The organism is Stenomitos frigidus ULC18 (assembly GCF_003003795.1).
Classification (GTDB): Bacteria; Cyanobacteriota; Cyanobacteriia; order Leptolyngbyales; family Leptolyngbyaceae; genus Stenomitos; species Stenomitos frigidus_A.
Map to the genome: position 1 here is coordinate 97,966 of NZ_PVWK01000158.1, position 22,200 is coordinate 120,165.

At 52.5% G+C, this 22,200-nt stretch carries 17 protein-coding genes; 7 read left to right on the forward strand and 10 right to left on the reverse strand.

The features are described from left to right. Together C7B82_RS29515 and C7B82_RS29520 are read right to left on the reverse strand one after the other, a co-directional pair. A partial coding sequence (locus C7B82_RS29515; RefSeq protein ID WP_146141313.1) for a tetratricopeptide repeat protein occupies window positions 1–1,392 on the reverse strand: 1,392 nt, incomplete at its 3' end. Window positions 1,393–1,453: 61 nt separating this feature from the next. Then, window positions 1,454–2,107, reverse strand: a complete 654-nt coding sequence (locus C7B82_RS29520; protein WP_106260744.1) for a hypothetical protein — start codon at window positions 2,105–2,107, stop codon at window positions 1,454–1,456. Between the two features lie 234 nt (window positions 2,108–2,341). Here C7B82_RS29520 and C7B82_RS29525 point away from each other — a divergent pair, with 234 nt between their 5' ends. Continuing rightward, the gene (locus C7B82_RS29525) at window positions 2,342–2,842 is read left to right on the forward strand and encodes a hypothetical protein (protein ID WP_106260746.1); all 501 of its coding nucleotides are present in this window, start codon (window positions 2,342–2,344) and stop codon (window positions 2,840–2,842) included. Between the two features lie 296 nt (window positions 2,843–3,138). Here the strand turns inward: C7B82_RS29525 and C7B82_RS29530 are convergent, their stop codons facing one another. Next, window positions 3,139–4,029 carry a cation diffusion facilitator family transporter gene (locus tag C7B82_RS29530; protein ID WP_106260747.1) on the reverse strand — a complete coding sequence of 297 codons (891 nt, stop codon included), beginning with the start codon at window positions 4,027–4,029 and terminating at the stop codon, window positions 3,139–3,141. A gap of 233 nt (window positions 4,030–4,262) precedes the next feature. On the opposite strand from C7B82_RS29530, the gene C7B82_RS29535 reads away from it, so the two are divergent. Next, window positions 4,263–5,099, forward strand: a complete 837-nt coding sequence (locus C7B82_RS29535; protein WP_106260749.1) for a Cof-type HAD-IIB family hydrolase — start codon at window positions 4,263–4,265, stop codon at window positions 5,097–5,099. Between the two features lie 110 nt (window positions 5,100–5,209). Here the strand turns inward: C7B82_RS29535 and C7B82_RS29540 are convergent, their stop codons facing one another. Then, window positions 5,210–7,546, reverse strand: coding sequence for a glycoside hydrolase family 31 protein (locus C7B82_RS29540; RefSeq protein ID WP_106260750.1), 2,337 nt, complete (start codon window positions 7,544–7,546; stop codon window positions 5,210–5,212). Between the two features lie 153 nt (window positions 7,547–7,699). Next, window positions 7,700–8,491: an SDR family oxidoreductase gene (locus tag C7B82_RS29545; RefSeq protein ID WP_106260752.1), complete on the reverse strand. Its 792-nt coding sequence runs from the start codon at window positions 8,489–8,491 to the stop codon at window positions 7,700–7,702. Window positions 8,492–9,127: 636 nt separating this feature from the next. On the opposite strand from C7B82_RS29545, the gene C7B82_RS29550 reads away from it, so the two are divergent. Beyond that, window positions 9,128–10,627, forward strand: coding sequence for a type IV pilus twitching motility protein PilT (locus C7B82_RS29550; RefSeq protein ID WP_106260754.1), 1,500 nt, complete (start codon window positions 9,128–9,130; stop codon window positions 10,625–10,627). Between the two features lie 115 nt (window positions 10,628–10,742). On the opposite strand, the gene purF is transcribed toward C7B82_RS29550, so the two are convergent. The 4 genes from purF to C7B82_RS29570 form a co-directional block, all read right to left on the reverse strand. After that, entirely contained in the window at window positions 10,743–12,272 is a 1,530-nt protein-coding gene (purF, locus tag C7B82_RS29555) for an amidophosphoribosyltransferase (protein ID WP_106260755.1), read from the reverse strand. A gap of 183 nt (window positions 12,273–12,455) precedes the next feature. Further along, window positions 12,456–14,834 (reverse strand): phosphoribosylformylglycinamidine synthase subunit PurL, encoded by a 2,379-nt coding sequence (gene purL, locus C7B82_RS29560; protein WP_106260757.1) that lies wholly within the window; start codon window positions 14,832–14,834, stop codon window positions 12,456–12,458. A 71-nt stretch (window positions 14,835–14,905) separates the two neighbouring features. Next, window positions 14,906–15,304: a bleomycin resistance protein gene (locus C7B82_RS29565; protein WP_106260758.1), complete on the reverse strand. Its 399-nt coding sequence runs from the start codon at window positions 15,302–15,304 to the stop codon at window positions 14,906–14,908. Window positions 15,305–15,387: 83 nt separating this feature from the next. After that, window positions 15,388–16,143, reverse strand: a complete 756-nt coding sequence (locus tag C7B82_RS29570) for a Uma2 family endonuclease (RefSeq protein WP_106260760.1) — start codon at window positions 16,141–16,143, stop codon at window positions 15,388–15,390. A gap of 82 nt (window positions 16,144–16,225) precedes the next feature. Between C7B82_RS29570 and C7B82_RS29575 the strand changes: the two genes are divergently transcribed. From C7B82_RS29575 to C7B82_RS29590, 4 genes are all read left to right on the forward strand, one after another. Further along, the gene (locus C7B82_RS29575; protein WP_106260762.1) at window positions 16,226–17,332 is read left to right on the forward strand and encodes a glycosyltransferase; all 1,107 of its coding nucleotides are present in this window, start codon (window positions 16,226–16,228) and stop codon (window positions 17,330–17,332) included. Between the two features lie 458 nt (window positions 17,333–17,790). Further along, entirely contained in the window at window positions 17,791–18,033 is a 243-nt protein-coding gene (locus C7B82_RS29580) for a hypothetical protein (RefSeq protein ID WP_146141314.1), read from the forward strand. A 338-nt stretch (window positions 18,034–18,371) separates the two neighbouring features. Next, complete coding sequence (locus C7B82_RS29585) at window positions 18,372–19,058, forward strand: pentapeptide repeat-containing protein (protein WP_106260765.1); 687 nt, start codon at window positions 18,372–18,374, stop codon at window positions 19,056–19,058. 139 nt (window positions 19,059–19,197) lie between these two features. Beyond that, on the forward strand, window positions 19,198–19,803 hold the full coding sequence (locus tag C7B82_RS29590) for a zinc ribbon domain-containing protein (protein WP_106260766.1): 606 nt from the start codon (window positions 19,198–19,200) through the stop codon (window positions 19,801–19,803). Between the two features lie 42 nt (window positions 19,804–19,845). On the opposite strand, the gene C7B82_RS29595 is transcribed toward C7B82_RS29590, so the two are convergent. After that, window positions 19,846–22,164, reverse strand: coding sequence for an MASE1 domain-containing protein (locus C7B82_RS29595; protein ID WP_146141315.1), 2,319 nt, complete (start codon window positions 22,162–22,164; stop codon window positions 19,846–19,848). Window positions 22,165–22,200: the final 36 nt, after the last annotated feature.

The window sequence follows — 22,200 nt, forward strand, 5'->3', positions numbered from 1 at the left end:
TTGCAAATTCGCCAAATTGTTCAGGGTCATCGCGACGTCAGGCAAATAGGTGCGCGGGTTCGACTCCGCTAAGGTGCGCCGAATCTGCAACGCCTCTTCATAGCTGCCTTGCGCCGTGGCATAGTCATTTTGCGCCTTTTGCAAATTCGCCAAATTGTTCAGGGTCATCGCGACGTCAGGCAAATAGGTGCGCGGGTTCGACTCCGCTAAGGTGCGCCGAATCTGCAACGCCTCTTCATAGCTGCCTTGCGCCGTGGCATAGTCATTTTGCGCCTTTTGCAAATTCGCCAAATTGTTCAGGGTCGTTGCTACATACGGCAAATAGGTGCGCGGGTTCGACTCCGCTAAGGTGCGATACAGCTGCAACGCCTCTTCATAGCTGCCTTGCGCCGTGGCATAGTCATTTTGAGTCTGTTGCAAAATCGCCAAATTGTTCAGGGTCATCGCGACGTCAGGCAAATAGGTGCGCGGGTTCTCCGCCGCTAAGGTGCGCTGAATCTGCAACGCCTCTTCATAGCTGCGTTGCGCCGTGGCATAGTCATTTTGCGCCTTTTGCAAAATCGCCAAATTGTTCAGGGTCGTTGCGACATACGGCAAATAGGTGCGCGGGTTCTCCGCCGCTAAGGTGCGCCGAATCTGCAACGCCTCTTCATAGCTGCCTTGCGCCGTGGCATAGTCATTTTGATCCGCTTGCAAATTCGCCAAATTGTTCAGGGTCATCGCGACGTCAGGCAAATAGGTGCGCGGGTTCTCCGCCGCTAAGGTGCGATAGGTCTGCAAGACTTCTGCGTAAAGCGGTTTTGCCTGGTCAAAGCAGTTGTGTTCCTGTAGAAAATAAGCATACTCAAAGACGGCTTCGGAGGTTCTGCTTGACCGCAACGCTTCCTCAAAATAAGCACAGCTTTGCTCAAAGCGGTTGGGCTGGTCATAGAAGGTCGCCCACAGGCGCGCTTTAATCAAAAACTCATTGGCAAGCTGAGTGCGGTGCTGGGCAATCTCGGCTTTTTGTTGGTCAAGCTGCTGATCCCGCTCTAGCAGTTGGTTCAGGTCTCGCGCCATGTCTGCCGCATTCAAAATGGCATCGGCTTCCCGAAACTCACCCTGGTCAAAGTGGGCTTTTGCCTGCGCTAACCGTTCCGTGTTGATCTCGATCTTGGTAAACGCCTCATACAGCCGCAAGACGTTTTCCTTCAGTTGCTCTTTTTGGTGTTCCAGGTCGTCTAGCTCTTTTTCTGCCTCAATTGCCTGTTCAGCTTCACCTGTCTGCATCAGCAGTTGCACCATTTTTTTCTGTTTAGCGATGCTCTTCTCTAACGCCTGATAGTCCAGCGATTGAACGAAAAACTGCGCCGTTTCAATATTGCCGATGTTATAGGTTTTGGTGTCTGTCATCGTATAAACCTCGTCTTAAACCTCCGAGGTTTGCGAAACCTCGGAGGTTTTGTCTCCTGCCTTACTCAAACCGCGCCTGGTCAATCTTGTCGATGTTGTAGGTTTTGGAGCTATCTGTAATCGTGCTGTCTTTAATGTCCTGATACACCTTACTCCCCTGCCCAGACACCGTTGCTGCATTCGCTGAGCTAGCTGAGGGCACCCCTTCTTGATTCATAACCTCAGGCTGCAATTCCAGGAAATGAGCCGCCGCCAGCTTGTCGAGCTGGTTGCCAAAGTGCTCTCGCAAGCCTTCAATGGTGTGATACTCCGTTTTGTAGTGATGCAATTCTTTCAGCGTGTCTTCAAACGCCCACAGGCTCTTGAGGTCATCCCGGTTTTGGGTCGTGGTGGGTGTCTTGAAGTAGGTAAAGATAAACGGCTTCTGCGTGGCGGCAAACTGCCCAAACGCATGGCTAAACTCTTCAGCCGTATACTTACCCACTTTGTTAAATGCCAGCAGCACAAAGATGTCGCAGGCTTTGAGCGTCTTGTTGTACTCGCTCTGCAAGCCCCCCGCCGACATCGCATCCAAAAAGTCTTCCCAGACATCCAGATGCAGAAAGATACCCCGATCGAACCAGGCTTTGCACTTGCGGTAAATAAAAAGCTCGAACTGCTCGCGATCGTCTTTTAGCTCAGACGACGATGCCAGAAACAGCGTTACTTTTTTCATCATCTCTTAGAGAAATTTAGCTTGGTTATAGCCGAGAACTGCCACAAATGCCAATGTCGCCTCTGCACAGTATAAGAGGATGTCTGAAAAGTCCTTCCTCTGAAGCATCCAGCATATCGACGTAGCCCTGTTCTAAATCTCCGTCAGCGGGAATTCTAAGACGAATAGTTGTGGCTGTGGCGATCGCCGCAACCGCAACCCATCCCGCCGCCTTTACTCTTTGGAGATCCTCTCATGCCTTACGAAAACATTAGCGCCACACTGACACCCGAAAAATTGCAGGAAATCAAAGCCGCGATCGCCACTATCCATACCAACATGCCCTTCCTGGTTAGCCTCACCCCCGACGAGCGCCGCAAACGGGTGAAAATGGGCGACAGGAGTTTAGCCTTCGTCAACAACAGCTTGAACGTCACCCAAAACAATGCTGAAGTCGTGCCTGCCAGCTTTAATATTGCCGAATTCAATCGCGATTATCAGTTAGCGGTCGCCCTCACCGAAGTACTGAACCTGCTGGAGCAACTCACCGAAAAAGTAGATGACACCCTCATGGCAGTGGGCAGTGAATCGATGGCAAGCAGTCTGTTGGTGTATGACTATGTGAAAACCGCTGCCAAACACGCACCCGGCCTCAAGAGCGTTGCAGACCAACTCGGTGAGCGGTTTAAAGCAATGGGCAAGCGACACGCCAAAGCAGAGTCAAGTACGGCTCAAGCGACCTCATCAGTCGGTTGACTCAGCTTTAAACAGGCTCAACTCAGCTTAGCGATCGCCTGACTGAGCAAAACCATCACTCGACTCATCTCAGCGATCGCCTGACTGAGCGAAACCATGGCTCGACCCGGTACAACACTGGCTCAACTGAGTCCAACGATGACTTCAGTAGCCGCAACGATCGCTCGACCCAGTTCCAAGCTAGCTCGACTGAGTTCAGAGCTAGCTTAAGCCATCTCAAAGACTGCATCAGCTAAATCAGAGCCGCGATCGCTCATCAGATCCCCGACTTCTTGAAGAAGTCGGGGATCTTGGGTTTAATCGCTCTTGGGTCGATCGCTATCGATATAAATCACCACTTTCGCAGGCCCATAGCGATCGCGGATCACCCGTTCCACCCGTTCCGCGATCGTCCGTGCCACACTCATACACTCTGGATGCAGAATCAAATGCATTTCGACAAACACCTGACGACCGACCATGCCGCGTGATTGGATGCCGTAGCAATGCGTAATCCCATCAACCTGGTGAATGGTTTGGGCTAACGCTTCGGGGGCGATCGCAATTTGCTTCATCAGCGATGGCAATTGCCAATGAACCACGCTTGAACAATTATAAACAGCCAGAAACACCAGCACCATCGCTAAAATGGGGTCGAGCCAAAGGTAGCCATGACCCACACCAAGCAATGCTCCCAGGACAGGGAGCATCAACCATGTGTCCCGAAACAGATGAGCAGCGCTAAAGCGAAGGGCATTATTTTCCAAAAGACCTGCTTCGTAGCGCTGAAAACAGGCGAGGCAGAAATTGGTCGCCAGCACTACACCTAGCAACTGAAACAGCGGCGGATTCATGCGTACAAACACTAAAGTAGAATCTTGGGCGATCGCTCCAAGCTGCTGCACTGATAGCACCAGCAGACTCAGGCAGGCAAACCCCATTAGCGCTACCAGCAGCAGCGCCATACTGGCCTCTACCTTGCCATGACCGCCCACCTCACGGGTCGCAGGGTAGCGCGACGCAATCGCGATCGTGCTAAGCAGAAGGCTAAACCCATTAATCAGCGTTTGTAGCGATTCTGCAAGCAAACTCAAGGACTGCGTTGCCCAACCGATCCAAACCTTTACAACCAAAACGAGTAGTGTCAGCCACAGTGATGCTAACAATACTTGACGACTTGCCCGACGACGACTCTCTGCCTCTGCCATAGCCCACAAGCTACTATGAGATTTGCCTTCACATTATCAGCCGTTAATTTAGTAATGGACGGAAAGTAATGGACGATCGCTAAAAAGGCTGAAAGCTGAAGGCTGAAAGCTGAAGGCTAAAGGCTGAAAGCTGAAAGCTGAAGGCTAAAGGCTAAAGGCTAAAGGCTAAAAGCTAAAAGCTAAATTCAAAACTCAAAACTCAAAACTTATCCTTCATCCCTTATCCTTTCCCCATGCCAAACCAATCCTCTTCTGTAGACATCAAACTCCTCGTGCTCGACATTGACGGCACGATCGCAGGTGTTTCAAATGAGATTCGTGAGCCGGTTATCAAGGCGATTCGTGCGGTTCAGGCAAAGGGGATTCAAGTCGCGATCGCAACGGGTCGGATGTATCAAGCTGCGGTGCGCTTTCATCAGGCCGTTGGCTCCACGCTGCCGCTGATGGCGTATCAGGGTGCACTCATTCAAGATCCAACGACCCAAGCAGTCTATCGTCATTGGACGGTGCCAAAAGCACTGGTACTTCAGCTTCTAGATCACTTTGAACAACCCGAACTGCGATCGTTGCTCTCAGTGCATTTTTATATCAATGACCAGCTTTACGTGCGCGAAATCACTTCAGAAACAAAAGAGTACGCGGTACGTTCAGGCATTCAGCCGATCGCGGTGGGTGATTTGCGTACTGCTCTAGCGACCGAGCCAACCAAAGTGCTGGCGCTGAGTGATGACATTGATCTAATCAATACGCTGCTGGGAAGCCTGCAACAGCGTTACACGCCCGCAGAACTGTATCTCACCAAATCGGTTGCCACCTTCTTTGAAGCCACCAATCCGCTGGTCAGTAAGGGCACCGCAGTACGCTACCTTGCTGAAGAACATTTAGGGTTGAAAGCAGAAAACGTCATGGCGATCGGCGATAACTTTAATGACGTTGAGATGATTGAATACGCAGGCATTGGAATCGCGATGGGCAATGCACCGGAGCCTGTCCAGGCTTTGGCGAATTGGATTGCCCCAGACGTTGAGCAGGACGGGGTTGCTGCTGCGATCGAGGAGTTCTTGCTGTAAGTCAGCTATCAGCGGTCAGCGGTCAGCTATCAACGTTACTCTAAACGGTTGACTACTGACTACTGGCTACTAACTACTGACGCCCACCCGATATGCGCTTAGTTAGCCAATTAGAACGTGAGCGTACGATCGCTGCCATCATCCTCAAACGGCTGTTCGCCAACGCCGACGAGTTCGACAATGACGGTTCGGGCTGGCGGCGTCCAGTGACCCTGTCGAGCTTGGATGTAAACAGTCGTGTGTTCGCCATCCGCAGCAACTCGATATACGGTGGTTGCCCAAGCACCGTCGCGATACTCAAAACTGTGGCCGTCATCTTCGTAGAAGGTGAATTCGCCGTCACCGGGCCAAATGCGTAAGCGGAGTTCGTCGATCGGGTGTTCATCGACATACTGCATGACAGGCTGCATGGGAATGATGGCTCCGGCTTTGACGTAGAGCGGCATCCGTTCCAGCGGTGCGTGGGCGAGAAGGTGGGTTGATCCCTCGTAGCGATCGCCTGTCCACCAGTCGTACCAAACGCCTTCGGGTAGATAGACGGCTCGATGATCGACACCAGGACGGTAGACTGGAGCCGCCATAATTGACGCGCCGAGAAAAACCTGATCATACAGAGCATAGGTCTGGCGATCGTTGGGATAGTGATAGAGCAATGGACGCAGAATGGGCGCGCCTGTAGTCGCGGCTTCCCAGAACAGGGTATAGAGGTAGGGCAAGAGCCGATAGCGCAGCTCAATGTACTCGCGGCAAATGCGTTCCGTTTGTTCGCCAAACACCCACGGTTCATGCTTCTCGGTCTTCATGGATGAGTGGGCACGCATCAACGGATAGAGCAGCCCCACCTGCATCCAGCGGGCAAACAGTTCAGCCGTCGCGTTGCCAGCAAAGCCACCAATGTCAGCGCCAACAAACGCCACACCAGACAACCCCATATTGCAAAGCATGGGGATCGATAGCTCCAGATGCTCCCACCAGGACTGGTTATCGCCCATCCAGACTGACGACCAGCGCTGCACTCCCGCATAGCCTGATCGCGTCAGCACAAACGATCGCTCGTTGGGACGCAAGCGCTCTAGCCCTTCGGCACAGGCTTGTGACATGCCTAACCCATAAAGATTGTGCGCTTCGGCATGGGTGGTTTGCTCCTCTGCAGGCCCCTGCGGCGAATCGAGGGGAAACCAGATGTGAACGCCCTCGTCTCCAAAGGGGCGATCGACGATGGCGGGTTCGTTCATGTCATTCCAGATGCCTGCCACGCCAGCATCGGTTAGTGCTTTTTGAGCATCGCCCCACCAGTGCCGCACGTCTGGCTTCAGGAAGTCAGGAAACACCGCTTTGTCAGGCCACACATAGCCGTGAAAGATTTCGCCGTTGGCTTGCCGCACAAAGTAGTCGTGCTCTAACCCATCTTCGAAGAGGGTGTAATCGGCTTCCGGTTCGTATTTCACACCGGGATCGACGATCGTCACCACGTTAAAGCCTGCCTCTTTCAGGTCGCCAATCAGCTTCGCTGGCTCTGCGAAGCGCTTCGGACTCCAGGTAAAAACCCGATAGCCATTCATGTAGTCGATGTCTAGATGAATCACATCACAGGGAATACGGCGATCGCGGAACTCCTGTGCCAGTTTCCGCACCACGTCTTCCGATTCATAGCTCCAGCGGCACTGGTGATAGCCGATCGACCACTTGGGCGGCAGTGGCATCCGTCCCGTCAGTTGCGTATAGGTTTCCAGAATCTCAGCAGGCGTCGGCCCGTAGACAATGTAATAGTCCAATTCGCCACTGTGGGTTTCCATCTGCCACATGCCGGGTTTGCTGGCTCCCAAGTCAAACTGGCTCCAGAATGTGGTGTTGAAAAAAATGCCATAGCCGACGTGGGGACGCAACGCCATAAAAAATGGAATCGCCTGGTACATCTCATCTGCCAGCGTCGTGTAGTCCAGGGCATCAAGCGTCCAGTTGGTCTTGCGCTCGGCACGCTTGTCTAGCAATCCCGTACGTTCACCAAACCCATAGAAGTGTTCGTCTGCTGCAATTTTTTTCCAGCCAGCCACTGTATTCTCAGACCAGCCGATGCCTGTTTCGGCATCTTCAGCAAACCTCCTGCCTGCTTGATCCATGCATACGATACGGCAGGGATCGCGCTCAATGCGAACCAGCATTTTATCGGTGTTGATCTCGATCGCATCCTCCGTTTCCTGCACGCCCATCAGCACGGGCAAATAGTCTGCATCATCTTTGGCGACTGCCCACGATCGGCGCGGCAGCAGTTGTCCCGTTGGTGCTACCCGCACTCGGATTAATGCTTGAGTCAGTACCGTGACTGACAAGAGTGCATCGCCACAGCGACAGTAAACACCGCGATCGTCTTTTTCAACAGATGTTACAGCGCCTAACGTCGTCCAGGAACGGGCGTGGATGGGAAGTTTGCCAAAGACTTGGGGCATAGAGAGAAAGGATAAAGGATGAAGGATAAGTTTTGAGTTTTGAGTAGCGCTAGCTCCAAAGGAGCCACTGCGTGTACGCGCCGACAAGCTAGAGAGTTTTGAATTCAGCCTTCAGCCTTTAGCCTTATGCTTAATGCCTTTGGCTCTCATCCTTTATCCTTTCAACAACGACTCGGTGCCATCGATCCAGATCTCGGTGCCGCTGATGTGGCTGGAGGCATCGGAGGCGAGGAATAAGACAAGTTGAGCAACCTGCTCGGAGGTACCTGGTTGTCCATCAGTGAGTGGAATTTTACCCTTAGGGAATTCGACTGGTGTTTGGATTTGCTCCAGGTCGCGTCGCGTCGTGCTCTCGTTGATGCCCGTCATGATTGCGCCGGGGCAAATCACATTCACCCGCACCCGATGAGGTGCCAACTCTAGCGCCACCATTTTGGTAAACGCAACTTGAGCCGCTTTAGAGGTGGCGTAGGCAGTTGCGCCAGTATTGCTAAAAATGCGGGTGCCGTTAACAGACGATGTAATCACAACGGAGCCACCCTGCTTTTTCAGGTAGGGAACCGCATACTTGGTGGTGAGAAAGGTGCCTTTGAGATTGGTATCCAGGGTCTTGTCCCATTCTTCGGCAGTGAGTTTTTCGATCGGTGCCCAGACGCCATTAATACCCGCGTTCGCAAACACGATATCGATGCGACCAAAGGCATTGGCGATTTGTTGAAAGGATTGCTGCACTTGATCGGGCTGAGCAATATCGGCAACTGTCACCATGCCGTTGCCGCCATTCTGATGTACGTGATCAATGGTTTCCTCACTGTGCTCTCGCGTCTGGTCGATCGTCGCGATCGCGGCACCTTGTTCTGCCAACAGCAGCGCCGCCGCTCGACCAATGCCAGAGCCTGCACCTGTGATGACGGCAACCTTGCCCTTCAGTGATTGTGCTACCATCTCTCATTCCTGCTCTCGTGATTCCACTTGTAAAGATTGTCCAGGTAAACTAGCTTTTCCTCTGTCTGTGGGAGAGTTTTAGGCTTCTCTCTGCCCACCGAAGATGGCAGCCCCTAACGGCGATCGACAGAAGCGATACTAATCAGCAGTTCTTGATGAAACTTTCATCAAACTTCACGAAAGCTTATGTGATAGTGCTTTACCTGTGCAGGGTAGATTAAACTGCAGGTGCGAATGTCTTTAGCCTTTAGCGTTCCTGCTGGTTGGCATCTGGTCGAGCAGTGCTCGTTTGACCCAACGATTGCTGAGTTCATCGCCTCTTTCGGTTGCGAAAACGCTTACGAGTCCGGTTAAATAGTTTTATTTATGGCTGCTTTCGAGCAGTCATGGTTGGTCATCATAGAACAAAAGGTGATCAGGAAGTGGCTGACCCTAGCGCATGGACTGGCTGTGAGTTAACTGACAGGACGTGGCAGTGTCAGGCTGAGTGAGTATGCCGTTTTCTCAAGCAGCCCTCTAAAGTTGCTAGCCCAATGCTATGGTTCAACCACTTGTGATCGATCGCTTCAGCACATTTTTTGATAGTCGTCCCTGGGATTCACGCTCACTTTCTCCTCGCTTTGGAAGCCACTTGCTATGACCGCTACTAACGCTTCTACCGGATCGAAGTCTGATGCAAGCACCTCTATCCGGTTTGTCATTCAAGACGCTTACGACCGTGGTGCAACAGCGTTGTATCTTCAGCCTGGTCGCCCCCCGTTCTATCGGATGAGCGGCAAGCTCCTGCCGCAGGATCACCTTTCGCCACTGACACCAGAACAGTTTCGGCATTATCTTCAGGAAGTGCTGAGCCCTCAGCAACTCAAGCATTATCTGGAAATTCGCAAGCTGGATGCCGAGGTGCGGATTCCTGGCTTCATGCAGGGTCGCATCAACTGCGGTCCTACAGCGCAGGGAACGGAAGCCATGAGTCTCAACGCGATCGCGCTAGATGGACCCGATCGAGAGGTGCAACGACGGGGCACTGTGCAGGTCATGGTGGAGGATGCGTGCAAACAACGAGCCTCTGATATTCACCTGCAGGTCGGTGAGCCGGTGCGCTTCCGGATTCAAGGCAAAATGGTCAAGCAGGAGACGTACGGTAAAATTACGGCGCGCCAGTTTGAAGATTTTTTGCACGAGGTGCTATCGACCAATCAGCAGGAACAGTTTCGAGTCAGGCAAGAGCTGGACACGGCGATTCTCTATGAGGGTATGGTGCGGTGTCGAGTCAACTGCTCGCAATCGATTATGGGCGGTGCCATGGTGTTGCGTCTCATCTCACTGGACGTACCAACGCTGCGAAAATTGGGACTGCCAGATATTTTGGGCGTGCTTGCAGAAGAACGGCAAGGCTTGATTTTAGTGACCGGCTCGGTCAACTCTGGTAAATCGACATCGCTAGCTGCCATGCTGCGGCATGTAAATGAAACGCTGCCGCGTAAGATTGTAACGATCGAAGACCCGATCGAATATGTCCACAGCTCCAATCAATCGCTCGTCTCTCAACGCGAAGTCGGGCTGCATACCCAAGAATTTAAGGATGCACTCCGAGGGGCGCTACGCCAAGACCCAGATATCATCCTGATTGGCGAGATGCGCGATCGTGAAACCGTCGATACTGCGATTCGTGCCTCACTCACTGGACATCTAGTTTTAGGCACCCTGCATACCAAAGGCTCTGTCAACGCCTTCAAGCGTCTGCTCAATTTTTATACGCCTGAAGAACAAGAAACGGTGCGGATTCAAATTGTCGATGCGCTTCGTGCCGTGATTGCCCAGGCTTTGGTGCCGACCGTCCACGGTGGACGCACAGCCGCTTTAGAAATTATGGTCAACACTGACACCATTCGGGACTACCTGCAAAAGGGAGCGATCGAAGAAATTTATCAGCTCATGGAAGAAGGCAAAGACGGCAGCCAAACCCTCAACCAGGCGCTATTTGATCTCTATGAAGGGGGCGTAATCACGCCCCACGATGCGCTAACGGCGTCTCTCTTCCCAGACGACCTGAACTACATGTTGAAGAACTATACGCGACGCTCTAGCCGATCGGGTTTGATGACCTCAGAGTACTTTAATCACCAGATGACTTAAAGGGCGCTCAAGCAGTCGGCTTTCTGTCCTAACGAACCGAGAGAAACCGGGTTTCTGGAGTGACGCATCGAGCACTGGTTAATGCAACAAAGAGAAACCCGGTTTCTGGCAGGGGTTAACCCGTTGTGACTGTTTCCAGGGGGGCAATCGCCTCAAGTCTCAACTTCGATCGCTTCACGGGTTCGGGCACTGGCACGGGATAGTCGCCTGTAAAGCAGGCAGAGCAGAAGTTATTGGGATCATGGCGCGTTTCGTCTAACATGCCTTCCCAGGTCAGGTAGCTCAAGGAATCGACACCAATTTGGTCAGCGATTTCGGCAACGTCTTTGGTCGCAGCGATGAGTTGATCCTGATTATCGGTATCAATGCCGTAGAAGCAAGGATGAGTGACGGGTGGTGAAGAGACACGCATGTGCACCTCAGTCGCGCCTGCATCGCGCAATGCTTTGACGATTTTGCGGCTAGTCGTACCCCGAACGATCGAATCATCTACAAGAATCACGCGCTTACCTGCCAGCACATCTTTCAGCGGATTGAGCTTCATTTTGATGCCCGATTCACGCATGGTTTGGGTGGGCTGAATAAAGGTACGACCCACGTAGCGGTTTTTGATCAATCCTTCTGCGTAAGGAATGCCGGACGCCTGGGAATACCCGATCGCGGCGGGAATACCCGAATCAGGTACAGCAATCACAATATCCGCGTCGATAGGAGACTCGATCGCCAAACGACGACCAATCCGCATCCGGTAGCTATAAAGGCTTTCAGCCTGCATAACGCTATCGGGGCGTGCAAAATAGATCATCTCGAAAATGCAGAGTTTGGGCGTCGTTTCCTTTGTCCAATGGAACGATGCCAGCCCTTCTTCTGTAATCCACACCAACTCACCGGGTTCCACATCGCGCACGTAGTCAGCACCGATGATATCTAAGCCACAGGTTTCAGAGGCAAGCACATAGCGTAAGGAATCGGTTGGCTTGGCTTGCGGTAGCGTACCAATGACAAGGGGACGAATGCCGTTGGGATCGCGAACCCCCATCATCCCCGTTGGAGTACCGATCGTGAGACTAAAGGCACCCTGACAGCGATGAAACGCGCTGATAGCTCCTTCCAGCCAGCCTTTACCGTTGTTCACTTCTTCAGCGATCGCCAGTGCAATCATTTCCGAATCGGTGGTAGTGAGCAGCGTGAAGTTGCTTTTGAGCAAGTCTTCTCGCAGGTCGGGTGCGTTGACCAAGTTGCCGTTGTGCGCCAGCGCCAAGTTGCCCAGACGGGTTTCAACGACCGCAGGCTGAGCGTTGACGACTCGACTAGAGCCTGTTGTGGAGTAACGAGTATGCCCGATCGCCATTGTCCCAGTCAGTTTACTCAAAACAGGTTCGCTGAACACCTGTGAAACCAGCCCCATCTCTTTATGCAAACGCACACGATCGCCATCAAAGGTTGCAATGCCAGCAGACTCCTGCCCACGATGCTGCAGCGCATACAACCCAAAATAGGTCAGCGTAGCCACATCTTCCTCTGGAGCAAAAACGCCAAACACACCACAAGCTTCTTCTGGCTTGTCTGAAGCGGTTGACTCTGCCAGAAGCGAAGCAGACTGAGCAAAGGACTGGTCAACAGGGAAGAGTTGGTCGGATGTCATGCTGCAGTTCAGCTCCTGATTATGGATGGGGTTAGTGAGAAAAAGGTCAGACAATGAGGACGAAAACAACCATCACTTAATATTTATTTAATCTTCTCATTAACTGACAATTCCATCGTAACAATTATGAACCTTGCTCCAATGCTGCCAAACTGAGGAGTACTCACAGGAAGCTTCAAGAGTCTACTGAGCCAACTGACGCTCGATCGCGTGGTGCCAGCGATCGCCCATGTCTGCGAAAGTGAGGTCAAGCAGTGGATGCGAGGTGGTGCAGATCTGTAAAGACGTTTCTTGAGCGGTGACAGTGCCAATCTCCTGCCAGTTGCCTGAAAGCTGCTGGTTTAGATAAGCTTCCCAATCGGTTCGCACAGCAGGCGCGATCGATACAATTATTCGCGCACCGCCTTCAGCAAATAGCAGTTGATCGATGCGGGAGGATGAGAATGGCAGGGCGATCGCGGCTCCATGTTGTCCACTCAGGCAAGACTCCGCCAGCGCCACTGCTAAACCACCTTCAGCACAGTCATGAGCAGATTGAACCCAACCCTGACGGATACCCTCACGACAGACAGCTTGAACGCGGCGCTCCAGATCAAAGTCGATGATGGGAGGCATGCCGGCGATCGTGTGATGGATGACTGCCAGATATTCAGAGCCGCCTAGAGTGAGGAGAGAGGGGTGAGGAGAGAGGGGTGAAGATTGCTCCGAGTTGCTTCGCTCAACACTCTCGGTCAGTGCTCCGAGAAGGTAGATCAAATCGCCCTCTGCTTGCCAACCTTGACCGACAATTTTGGTTAAATCGGGAATCAAACCAACCATGCCGACTACAGGTGTGGGGTAAATGGGTTGGGGCTTGCCATCTGCATCCAGCGTTTCGTTGTAAAGGGAGACGTTGCCGCCTGTGACGGGAGTGCTGAATTCTTTGCAGGCTTCGGCTAAGCCACGGCAGGCTTCGGCCAGCTGCCAGTAGCCGATCGGCTTTTCAGGACTGCCAAAATTTAGGTTGTCAGTAACCGCTAAGGGTTCGGCTCCGACACAGCTTAAGTTACGAGCGGCTTCAGCCACCGCTGCTTTTGCACCTTCATAGGGATGCAGATAGACGTAACGGGGATTGCAATCAACAGTGGCAGCAACACCAGGAGGGGTGTGGGGTGTGGGGTGTGGGGTGTGGGGACGGATGCGGACGATCGCGGCATCGGCTCCACCAGGCAGCATCACAGTGTTGTTCTGCACTTGGTGGTCATACTGGCGATAGACCCAGCGTTTGGAGGCGATCGTCGGGCTTGCCAGCAACTGCAACAGAATGTCACTCCACGTTTGTTGAACGCCTTGAATCTCAATACCTTCAGGCGTGCAAGAGGGGAGACGATCGGGAGTCCATGCCCAGGCTTCGCGAGCGTAGGCGGGTGGTTCGGCTAGCAGTTCGCGGTGGTAAATGGGCGTGTTGTCGGATAAGGCCGTGGCGAGAACTTCGGCAGCGACTTCGCCTTTAAACAAAATGCGCACGATCGGCTCTTCAATGACGGTGCCAGCCACAACAGCGTGAAGTCCCCAGCGCTCAAAGATATCGATGAGTTCTTGTTCACGTCCCTTATGCGCAACAAAAAGCATCCGCTCTTGAGATTCGGACAATAGATATTCGTAGGGCACCATCCCCGTTTCGCGCACTGGAATCCGATCGAGATCGAATTCAATGCCAACGCCACCTTTGGCTGCCATTTCTGAGGTGGAACAGGTGATGCCCGCTGCGCCCATATCTTGAGCAGCAACCACGGCTCCAGTTTTGAAGGCTTCTAGACACGCTTCGATCAGAGATTTTTCCAGGAAGGGATCGCCGACTTGCACAGCGGGGCGATCGTCCATTGAGGCATCACTCAACTCAGCGCTGGCAAAACTGGCTCCACCCATGCCATCGCGTCCCGTTGTCGAACCGACATAGAGGACAGGGTTGCCAAGGCCTTTCGCACCTGACACAACAATCTCCGGTGTTTCCATCAAGCCCAACGCCATGACGTTTACCAGTGGGTTGTCGGAGTAAGCGCGATCGAAATAGATTTCACCGCCGACTGTAGGAACGCCGACGCAGTTGCCGTAGTGAGCAATGCCAGCAACGACACCGCTAAACAAGCGACGAGTCCGGGCATCATCCAGGGAACCAAAGCGAAGGGAGTTAAGGAGGGCGATCGGGCGTGCCCCCATCGTAAAGATATCCCGCAAGATGCCACCGACCCCGGTTGCTGCACCTTGAAACGGCTCTACAGCAGAGGGATGGTTGTGAGACTCAATTTTGAATGCCAGTTGCAGCCCATCGCCCAGATCAACCACGCCTGCGTTCTCACCAGGGCCCACCAGGACACGATCGCCTTCGGTCGGAAACTGCTTGAGCAACGGTCGAGAATTCTTGTAGCAGCAGTGCTCTGACCACATCACCCCAAACATGCCAAGCTCGGCTTTGTTGGGATGGCGACCGAGGCGACGCACAATTTCTTCGTACTCTTCTGGCTTAATGCCTTCTGCAGCAATGTCTTCAGGAGAGAACGGGGCAGCGATCGGGGCAGACATAAAAAAGCACGCCAGGATAACAGGCTTTATTGTATCGATCTTTGACGTTTCCTAAAGTTCCGTCGCTGAAATTAGTCGGTGTGATCGCGGCGGTTCAGCGTTGCAGGCGGTTCAGCGAAGGTGAGACAGTTACCATTTGGATCCAAAACGGCAAATTCGCGCAAGCCCCAAAGTTTGGTGGCGATCGCACCATTCGGATGAATCACGTTTTGCGTCTGATACTCGTCATAGATAGCGTCGATGCCGCTGACGTTGATGCGACAACTGGTGTTTTCCGCTAACTGTCGATCGCTGCACTGCCAGAGATGAATTTGTGCCCCACCTCGACGCAAACCAGCATAGTCATCAGACTGAAAATCAATGGCGAAGCCGAGTTTCTGGTCGTAGAATGCGATCGTGGCGGCAATGTCAACCGCTGGCAGCACTGGAACCGCACTGAGGAATTTGGTTGTAGAGGTTAGAGAGTTCATAGTTTCATCTCAATGTGCTGGACATCGCCTGCGATTTAATCAGAACGTTACAGACCTTTGTAGGGACGTGACATGTCACGTCCCTACAAACGCAGACCTTGCACCCAGTCGCGCAGCGATCGCAGTGCCGTCATTAAACCTAACGCATCGCTCTCGTCAATAAATTGCAGAATCCGACCCGCAGGCAAAAACGGGAACGCAAACCCGTTGGTGGACTCAACGTAGCGAGTGCCATGTAACCGATAAGTTTGCAAATTTCCCTTGAAAAAATCATCTCCCGCTTGGCTGACATAGCGCCAAACTTCAGGGACACCCAACGCAGCGTAGATCGACAGTCTATCCAAAGTGCTGGCATTGAGAGAAACGTCCAGAACCAAGTCGGGTGGTGGATCTACCCTGAGTTCGATCGCCGCTTTGCTGTGAACATCAGCCGCGTGTTGGATGTAGTAGCCTGTTTCTGGCTCGATCGCTAACTTCAAATCAGAACGCATCAGTGTCGGCGCTTTGTAGCCTTCAACCGGTAGCTGCATCTCATCCACGAGCACCAGAATGAGTGATTCGATGAGCTTGTGGCAACGTTCATGTTCGTCAAGTGGCGTCATCATTTCTAGACGACCACGATCGAAGGTGAAGCGAGTCGTGCGCTCAACTCCCGTTTCCGCCAAGATTGTCTCAAACTGCTGCCAGCTGATCTTCTCTAGCACAATCCTCTGTTCGCTGGGTTTCGGTGCTTTTGCCATGAGTCCGTCTCTAAGGGATGCGCTTTTCTCTATTAACGCACCTGTGAAGCAAGGAGTGATCGGGCTGACGATGGCAATGTCGTGCGATGCAGCGTTCATTTGACTGCATTAGGTTGACTGCATTAGGGCAAACTCAGAGTAGGATTCAGTCAGGCGATCGCGATCGTGAAGGTTTGTTCACATGAAAGTTGCTCTCGTTCATGACTACCTGCGCGAGTACGGTGAGGCAGAGCAAGTCTTGCGAGTGCTCCATCAGATGTATCCTGAAGCTCCCGTCTATACCGCCTTTGTTGATCGTAAACAGCTGGGCGACGCGATCGCCATTTTTGACGATTGGGATATTCGCACAGCACCCTCGCAGCAACTGCCGGGAATTGCCACTTACCATCAGGCGTTTAGACCACTCTTGCCCTACTGCTGGGAAGCGCTGGATTTATCTGCCTATGATCTGGTGCTTTCATCATCCGGTCAGTATCTCAGCAAATCTGTGTTGACCCGTTCCGAAACGCTACATATCAGCTATTGCCACACGCCACCCCGCGACCTTTGGGATTTGCCTCAAACCAATGGCGATCGCCATTGGTATCAGCGCTGGATCGAGACTCATCTGCGGCAATACGACTTTTATGCCGCACAGCGAGTCGATCGCTTTGTGACGAACTCCGAAGTCGTAGCGCGACGTATTCGCAAATTTTATCGTCGCTCAGCAGCCATCATTCCGCCACCCGTCCAAATCCAAGGCAGCGGTGAGGCGGGCAATGACTACTACTTATACGTCGGCCCATTAACCAAGCACCAGCAGCCAGATCTAGCGGTGGCAGCCTGCAGCCAGCTCGATCGTCCGCTTTGGGTCATCGGTTCGGGCAGCGAAAGAGAGCGACTCCAGCACCTTGCTGGTGCTCAGGTGCGTTTTCTAGGCAATGTCGCCAAAGAGGCAATGGCCGATCTTTACGCGCATGCAAAGGCAGTGCTCTTTCCTTGCCAGGATGCTGATTTTGGCATTGCTCCTGTTGAAGCGATGGGGCACGGTATTCCTGTCATTGCCTCGGCGTCAAGCGGCATGCGCAAGGTCATTTTGAATGATCGCACAGGTCTGTTGTTCACTCAACCCACAGTAGACAGCCTGTGTCACGCGATCGTGCAATTTGAAGGACGACGCTTTTCGTCCCAGGCATGTATTGAGCGTGCGCGCGAATTTGCCGAACCTGTCTTCGTTTCCAAACTGGAATGGTTCATCGCTCAGGCGATCGATGATCACAAAGCGCATCCTACTCAAGAGCCCCTTTGAACGTTTAGTCTGAGCCTTTAGACGATGGGACTTCAAACATTAGTCCTCCATCATCCATAAACTACCCCTATCGGTAAACGCTGACGCCTGACGCCTGCCCCCACTCATTCCTGACCACTAACTTCTACCGTCTGCCCACTGTATGAAGATTCCATGTACACGGGTTCATCCCTGATCGGGTGATGTTATCGTCGGGTCATCTTGGGCATACTGTTATCAGTAGCTAGATCAAAATCTGACTTGCGATGCCATTTTTGGAATGAGACTTTCTTGAGATAGCGCTTGACTGCTAGCCCTGAAGCGTTAATATTCACTAGGGGTGAGTTTTCTAGCTCTCATGTTGGAGCCTGCCCTTGGCGATAGTTTCCTGAAGATCTAGGTTCAGCTTTAAGATTTGCAGTTATTTGTCCTGAGAGAGTTGGCCGCTCTCCATTTGAAACGCAAACACTCCTACCATGATGCTTCGACCAGAACACCGCCAACTTAACACCTTGAATCGTCTCGTTTCTCCCGCAGAGCGCAGTACAACAGCATCGGCGTCAGATAATCAAGATAATCAGAGTCGCTTTTTAGCTGTATCTTCTGATACTGATGCGTTAGTAGAAAGCTTGATGCCTCAAGGTCTTAGCCCTAACAAAGAAGCGATCGTCAAACGTCTCATTGAGATGTGGGTTGCAAAAGCCGAGCTTGACGTTGCGTAACTGGAACTCTTTTAGCCAGACTTAGGGTTGTAGTTGCTCTCAAAGCAAGCTTAAGCTGCATGACTTTCACTTTAGTCACTGTAGCTCCGCGATCGGCTAAAGTTTTTTTTGACGACAATTTATTTTTATGAGACCTCATCTACAATAGAGCATGAGGTTTTTTTGTATTCATACTTCAGCTCGAAGCCTTGCTGCGGTAGGCATGACCCAATCGGCATTGAGGTCAGCAGAGCAGGCAGCATTGAGAACATTGCGAAACCAGCTGAGACTGCACTGTAGTTTTAGCCGTAGGTGTTCCTTGCGCAACGCCCTGCACTCGTGGGGTAGGTTATTAAAACATGGTTAGTGAAAGATCGCTGCAGCGCCTTCGAGAACTGATTCAGCGGATTGTAGAGGCAGAAACCGACGACTTCTTTGAACTGGCCAAAATTGCTGGACTTGATCCTGCCAAAGATTTTTCGACAGCAGACTTAAGCGGGCTCGATCTGCGCTCTGCTCAACTGGCAGGGGCAAATTTTATTGCTACAAATCTCTCTCAAGCAAACCTGGCCAATGCCAACTTAGCAAATGCCAGTTTTATTAACGCGAGCCTGGTCGGTGCAACGCTCATCAACGTCAATTTGAACAATGCGAGCCTAGTGAGCGCTGACATGATGGGCGTTAACCTGGTGAGAGCGCAGATGTTGAGTGCTAATTTCACGGGCGCAAACATGACCAAAGCAAATCTAAACCATGTCGATTTAAGGCGTGCCGTGTTAATTGGTTGCAAACTTGATCATGCCACCTTACATTTAGCTTCTCTCAACCACGTAGACCTGCGCCGTTCTAGCCTCACTAGCGTTGACTTTGCAGGTGCCAACCTCTATGGCACAAATCTCAGCAATGCTGACCTGCGTTGGGCAAACTTGAGCGACGCCAACTTAGCAGGCGCTACGTTTGAGAAGACGTTGCTGGGTGGCAATCAGGGTTTAACTAGGGAGGTGGTGGCCGATCTGAAACGACGCGGTGCCATTTTCGAGAGTTAACAGCAACTGAGGACTTCTCACACGTGGCAAACTTGGAATGTAGAGACGTGGCAGACCTGGAGTGTAGAGAACTGGCACACTGGAATGTAGAGACCTGGCAAAATAGAGGTGAGGTAAATTGTGTTGAGAGGCGACGAGCGTGGGCTATACGTTTGAACTGGATAGCGGGCAGTGTGTCTACCTTGAGAACTTGGGCGAACAAACTCATGTAACCACCACCACCACCGGCCCTGGACAGCAACAGCAGTCGAGTAGCAGCATTCAAACAGGGATTTGGACGGCAATACCAGAGGCCTTTCGGGCGGCGATCGGTGTTGTAGTCAAGCTTCATACTGCTCACGGTGAACGTTTTTTACACATTCAGGGAAGCCGCTTGAGCACCTTGCATGAGACTCCTTCTTTGACTGAGGCGCAACCAGTAACCGTACAGCCGATGACTCAGAGACCTGTAACCCCAATGCCATCAATGCCTCCAATGCAGTCGATGTCGCCCCTGCCACCGATGACGATGGGTGACATGCAAATGGAGCCAGGCACGATGTCGATGCAAATGGGCAACATGCGGCTGAGCATGAACCCGATCGCGCGATCGGACGACAATCTGCAATCAACAAAACCCTCACCAACCAGTTCGCCAGACACAGCCAATGTGGCTTGTGGGCAGCGAAATTTTTGTAGCCAGTGTGGTGTAGTGGTGAAGCCGAGCGATCGCTTTTGCGCGAGTTGCGGCCATCGTCTTGACTAAACGGTGATGGATAGGCAAGCACCAGAGTTCAGTTCACTCAGGTTACGCTTTGCCATCCGCCAAAGGTAACGTAAACCAAAATTGAGAGCCTTTACCGGGATGACTAGTAACGCCTACCTGTCCACCATGCGCTGTAATGATCTGTTTGCAGCGATGTAGCCCTAGCCCAATGCCAGTCAAATGCTGGTTATCGATACCCCGAATGTAGAGCTGGAAGAGGCGATCGCATTGGTCTTGACTCATCCCTTTGCCGTTGTCTGCGATCGTGCAATGGAGCATGCGTGTCGGGGAGAGGGAAGGCAATCGTTCGATCGTGGCCTTCACAGTAAGCGTTAACCCAGGCGCATTGTGCTTCACGGCATTGAGCAGCAAACTCTCAAACACCTGCCGCAGTTGCTGTGAGTCGGCATGAATACAGGGCAGTGCTGATGGTATTTGATCGTTCAGCGTGATCTGGTTTTCGGTCAACAGCGAACCCAAGTTGGCGCGCGCGCTGTCTACCACCTGGTGGAGTTGCAGCGGCTGGCATTGCAGCACGATCGTGGGTGTATCATCGGCATGCCCTTCTAAGAGTGCATGCAATAAATTGAGTTGGTGGTCGCAGCTTTGAATCATGCGATCGACCTTGACGCAAGGCACCGCAACCGCTGAGCAGTCGAGATTTTTACTTCTCAAGCTTTTCAGCACCATCGACATACCTTGTACTGGCGTCCGCAAGTCGTGAGCAACGGCGTGCAGCAATAAATCTTTGACCTGATTGAGGCTTTGCAACTCTTGCATGCGCTGCTGCAATTCGGCGGTACGTTCCTGCACCTGCCCTTCTAAACTAGCGGCCAGGGTTTGAAGGTGTTGATACAGTTGACCTTGCTGGAGCGCAAGTTCAACCTGAGTGGCGAGTTGTTCCAGGAGATTAATTTCGAGGGGCTGCCAGTGACGCGGTTCAGAGCACTGATTGACCAGGAGTATGCCAAACATCTTGTCGCACACCATGATGGGGATGCCGATGCTTGCCTTGACCTGGCAATAACGGTGGTACTCAGCGACCAGAGGTGGGTGCTCTACTTGCCCAATGTCGTCGATCGCTCGAATCGGTTTTACGCCGCAGGGGCGATCAGATGACTCTTGCTTAAAGAGTAACTCCACTTCTTGAGCGACCCGCTGATCGGACATCCACCCCCGCACAGACGGCCAGTGAGGATCGACAGATTCTGCTACTGCCAGGCTGTGACCAGACATGCCCAAGCGGGTGATGAATACTCGATCGGCGTGCAGTAACTGTCGGACTTCAGCCACTGTTGTATTGAGAATTTCTTCTAAATCGAGCGATCGGCGAATCCGTTGTGCGGTCTGCGCCAATAAGCGTTCACGTTCTGCAGCAAACCGCAGTTGAATTTCTGCCTGCTGTCGTTCGGCAATGGTAGCTGTCAACATTAGCGCGATGCCCATCGTGACACCGACGAATGCCTGGAGCAAAAAAATTGCCTGCTCCATATTGCCATTGGCATCCATCAAGAGCGGGCCTTTCGATTGCGCTAAGCCCCAAAACGCGAAACAGGAAACGATAAATCCGCTCAACACCGTACCGCGTTGCCCAAACCGTAGTGCTGCCCAAACCATTAGGGCAATGGGGAGATATTCCAGCGGATAGCGGGCTACACCTGGCTGCATGGGGGCAAAGAACACAAACCCACTCAAGGTCAAGAGCAACGCAACCCAAAGCAATGCTTCAAGGATGCGCCATCGCAACGTTTGGCTCTGCTGTGCTGGACTCTGCTGCCATTGGTTCCGCTGCGATTGCGGTCTCAAGGCGATTAGAGGGCGTGCCCACAATAAAAGATGACTAAAGGACGAATGGCTGAACCAAAGCAAGAGGAGCGGGGTTGTGACCAGAATGCCAATGCCATCGCCTAACTCGATTAACAACCAATGAAGACCAAATTCACGCCAGGGAAGGAGACCCGTTGCGCAGGCCTTCAAAGTGCTGATGGTCGCATTGAGCATCGGCGACAGGACAACCGCCAGTGCCAAAAAGCGTAAGGTGTCTCGGAGACTATCGAGAGCCGGAGACCAGCCTGCGCGTTGGAGCAACGCTCTACCAACGATCGCGCTACTCGTTGTCCCGATCGCCGCAACGGCTGCCGCAAGCCACGTTGCACCAGTCGATAGTGCAAACAAAAAACTACCCACACTCACGCCGACCCAGGCATGTTTATGACCCAACAGGAGTATAGCCAACGCAACGCCTGCAGGAAACCAAATGGGTGATGCTTCCAAGTTCAGGTTCATCACTGAAACCGTCAACTTGCCCGATAGGAAGCAGGCTAACGTAATGACAACAAGCTTAAGTAAGTATGTGCTCACTCGCACTACACCAAGCTCCACACGTAGACAAGTGAT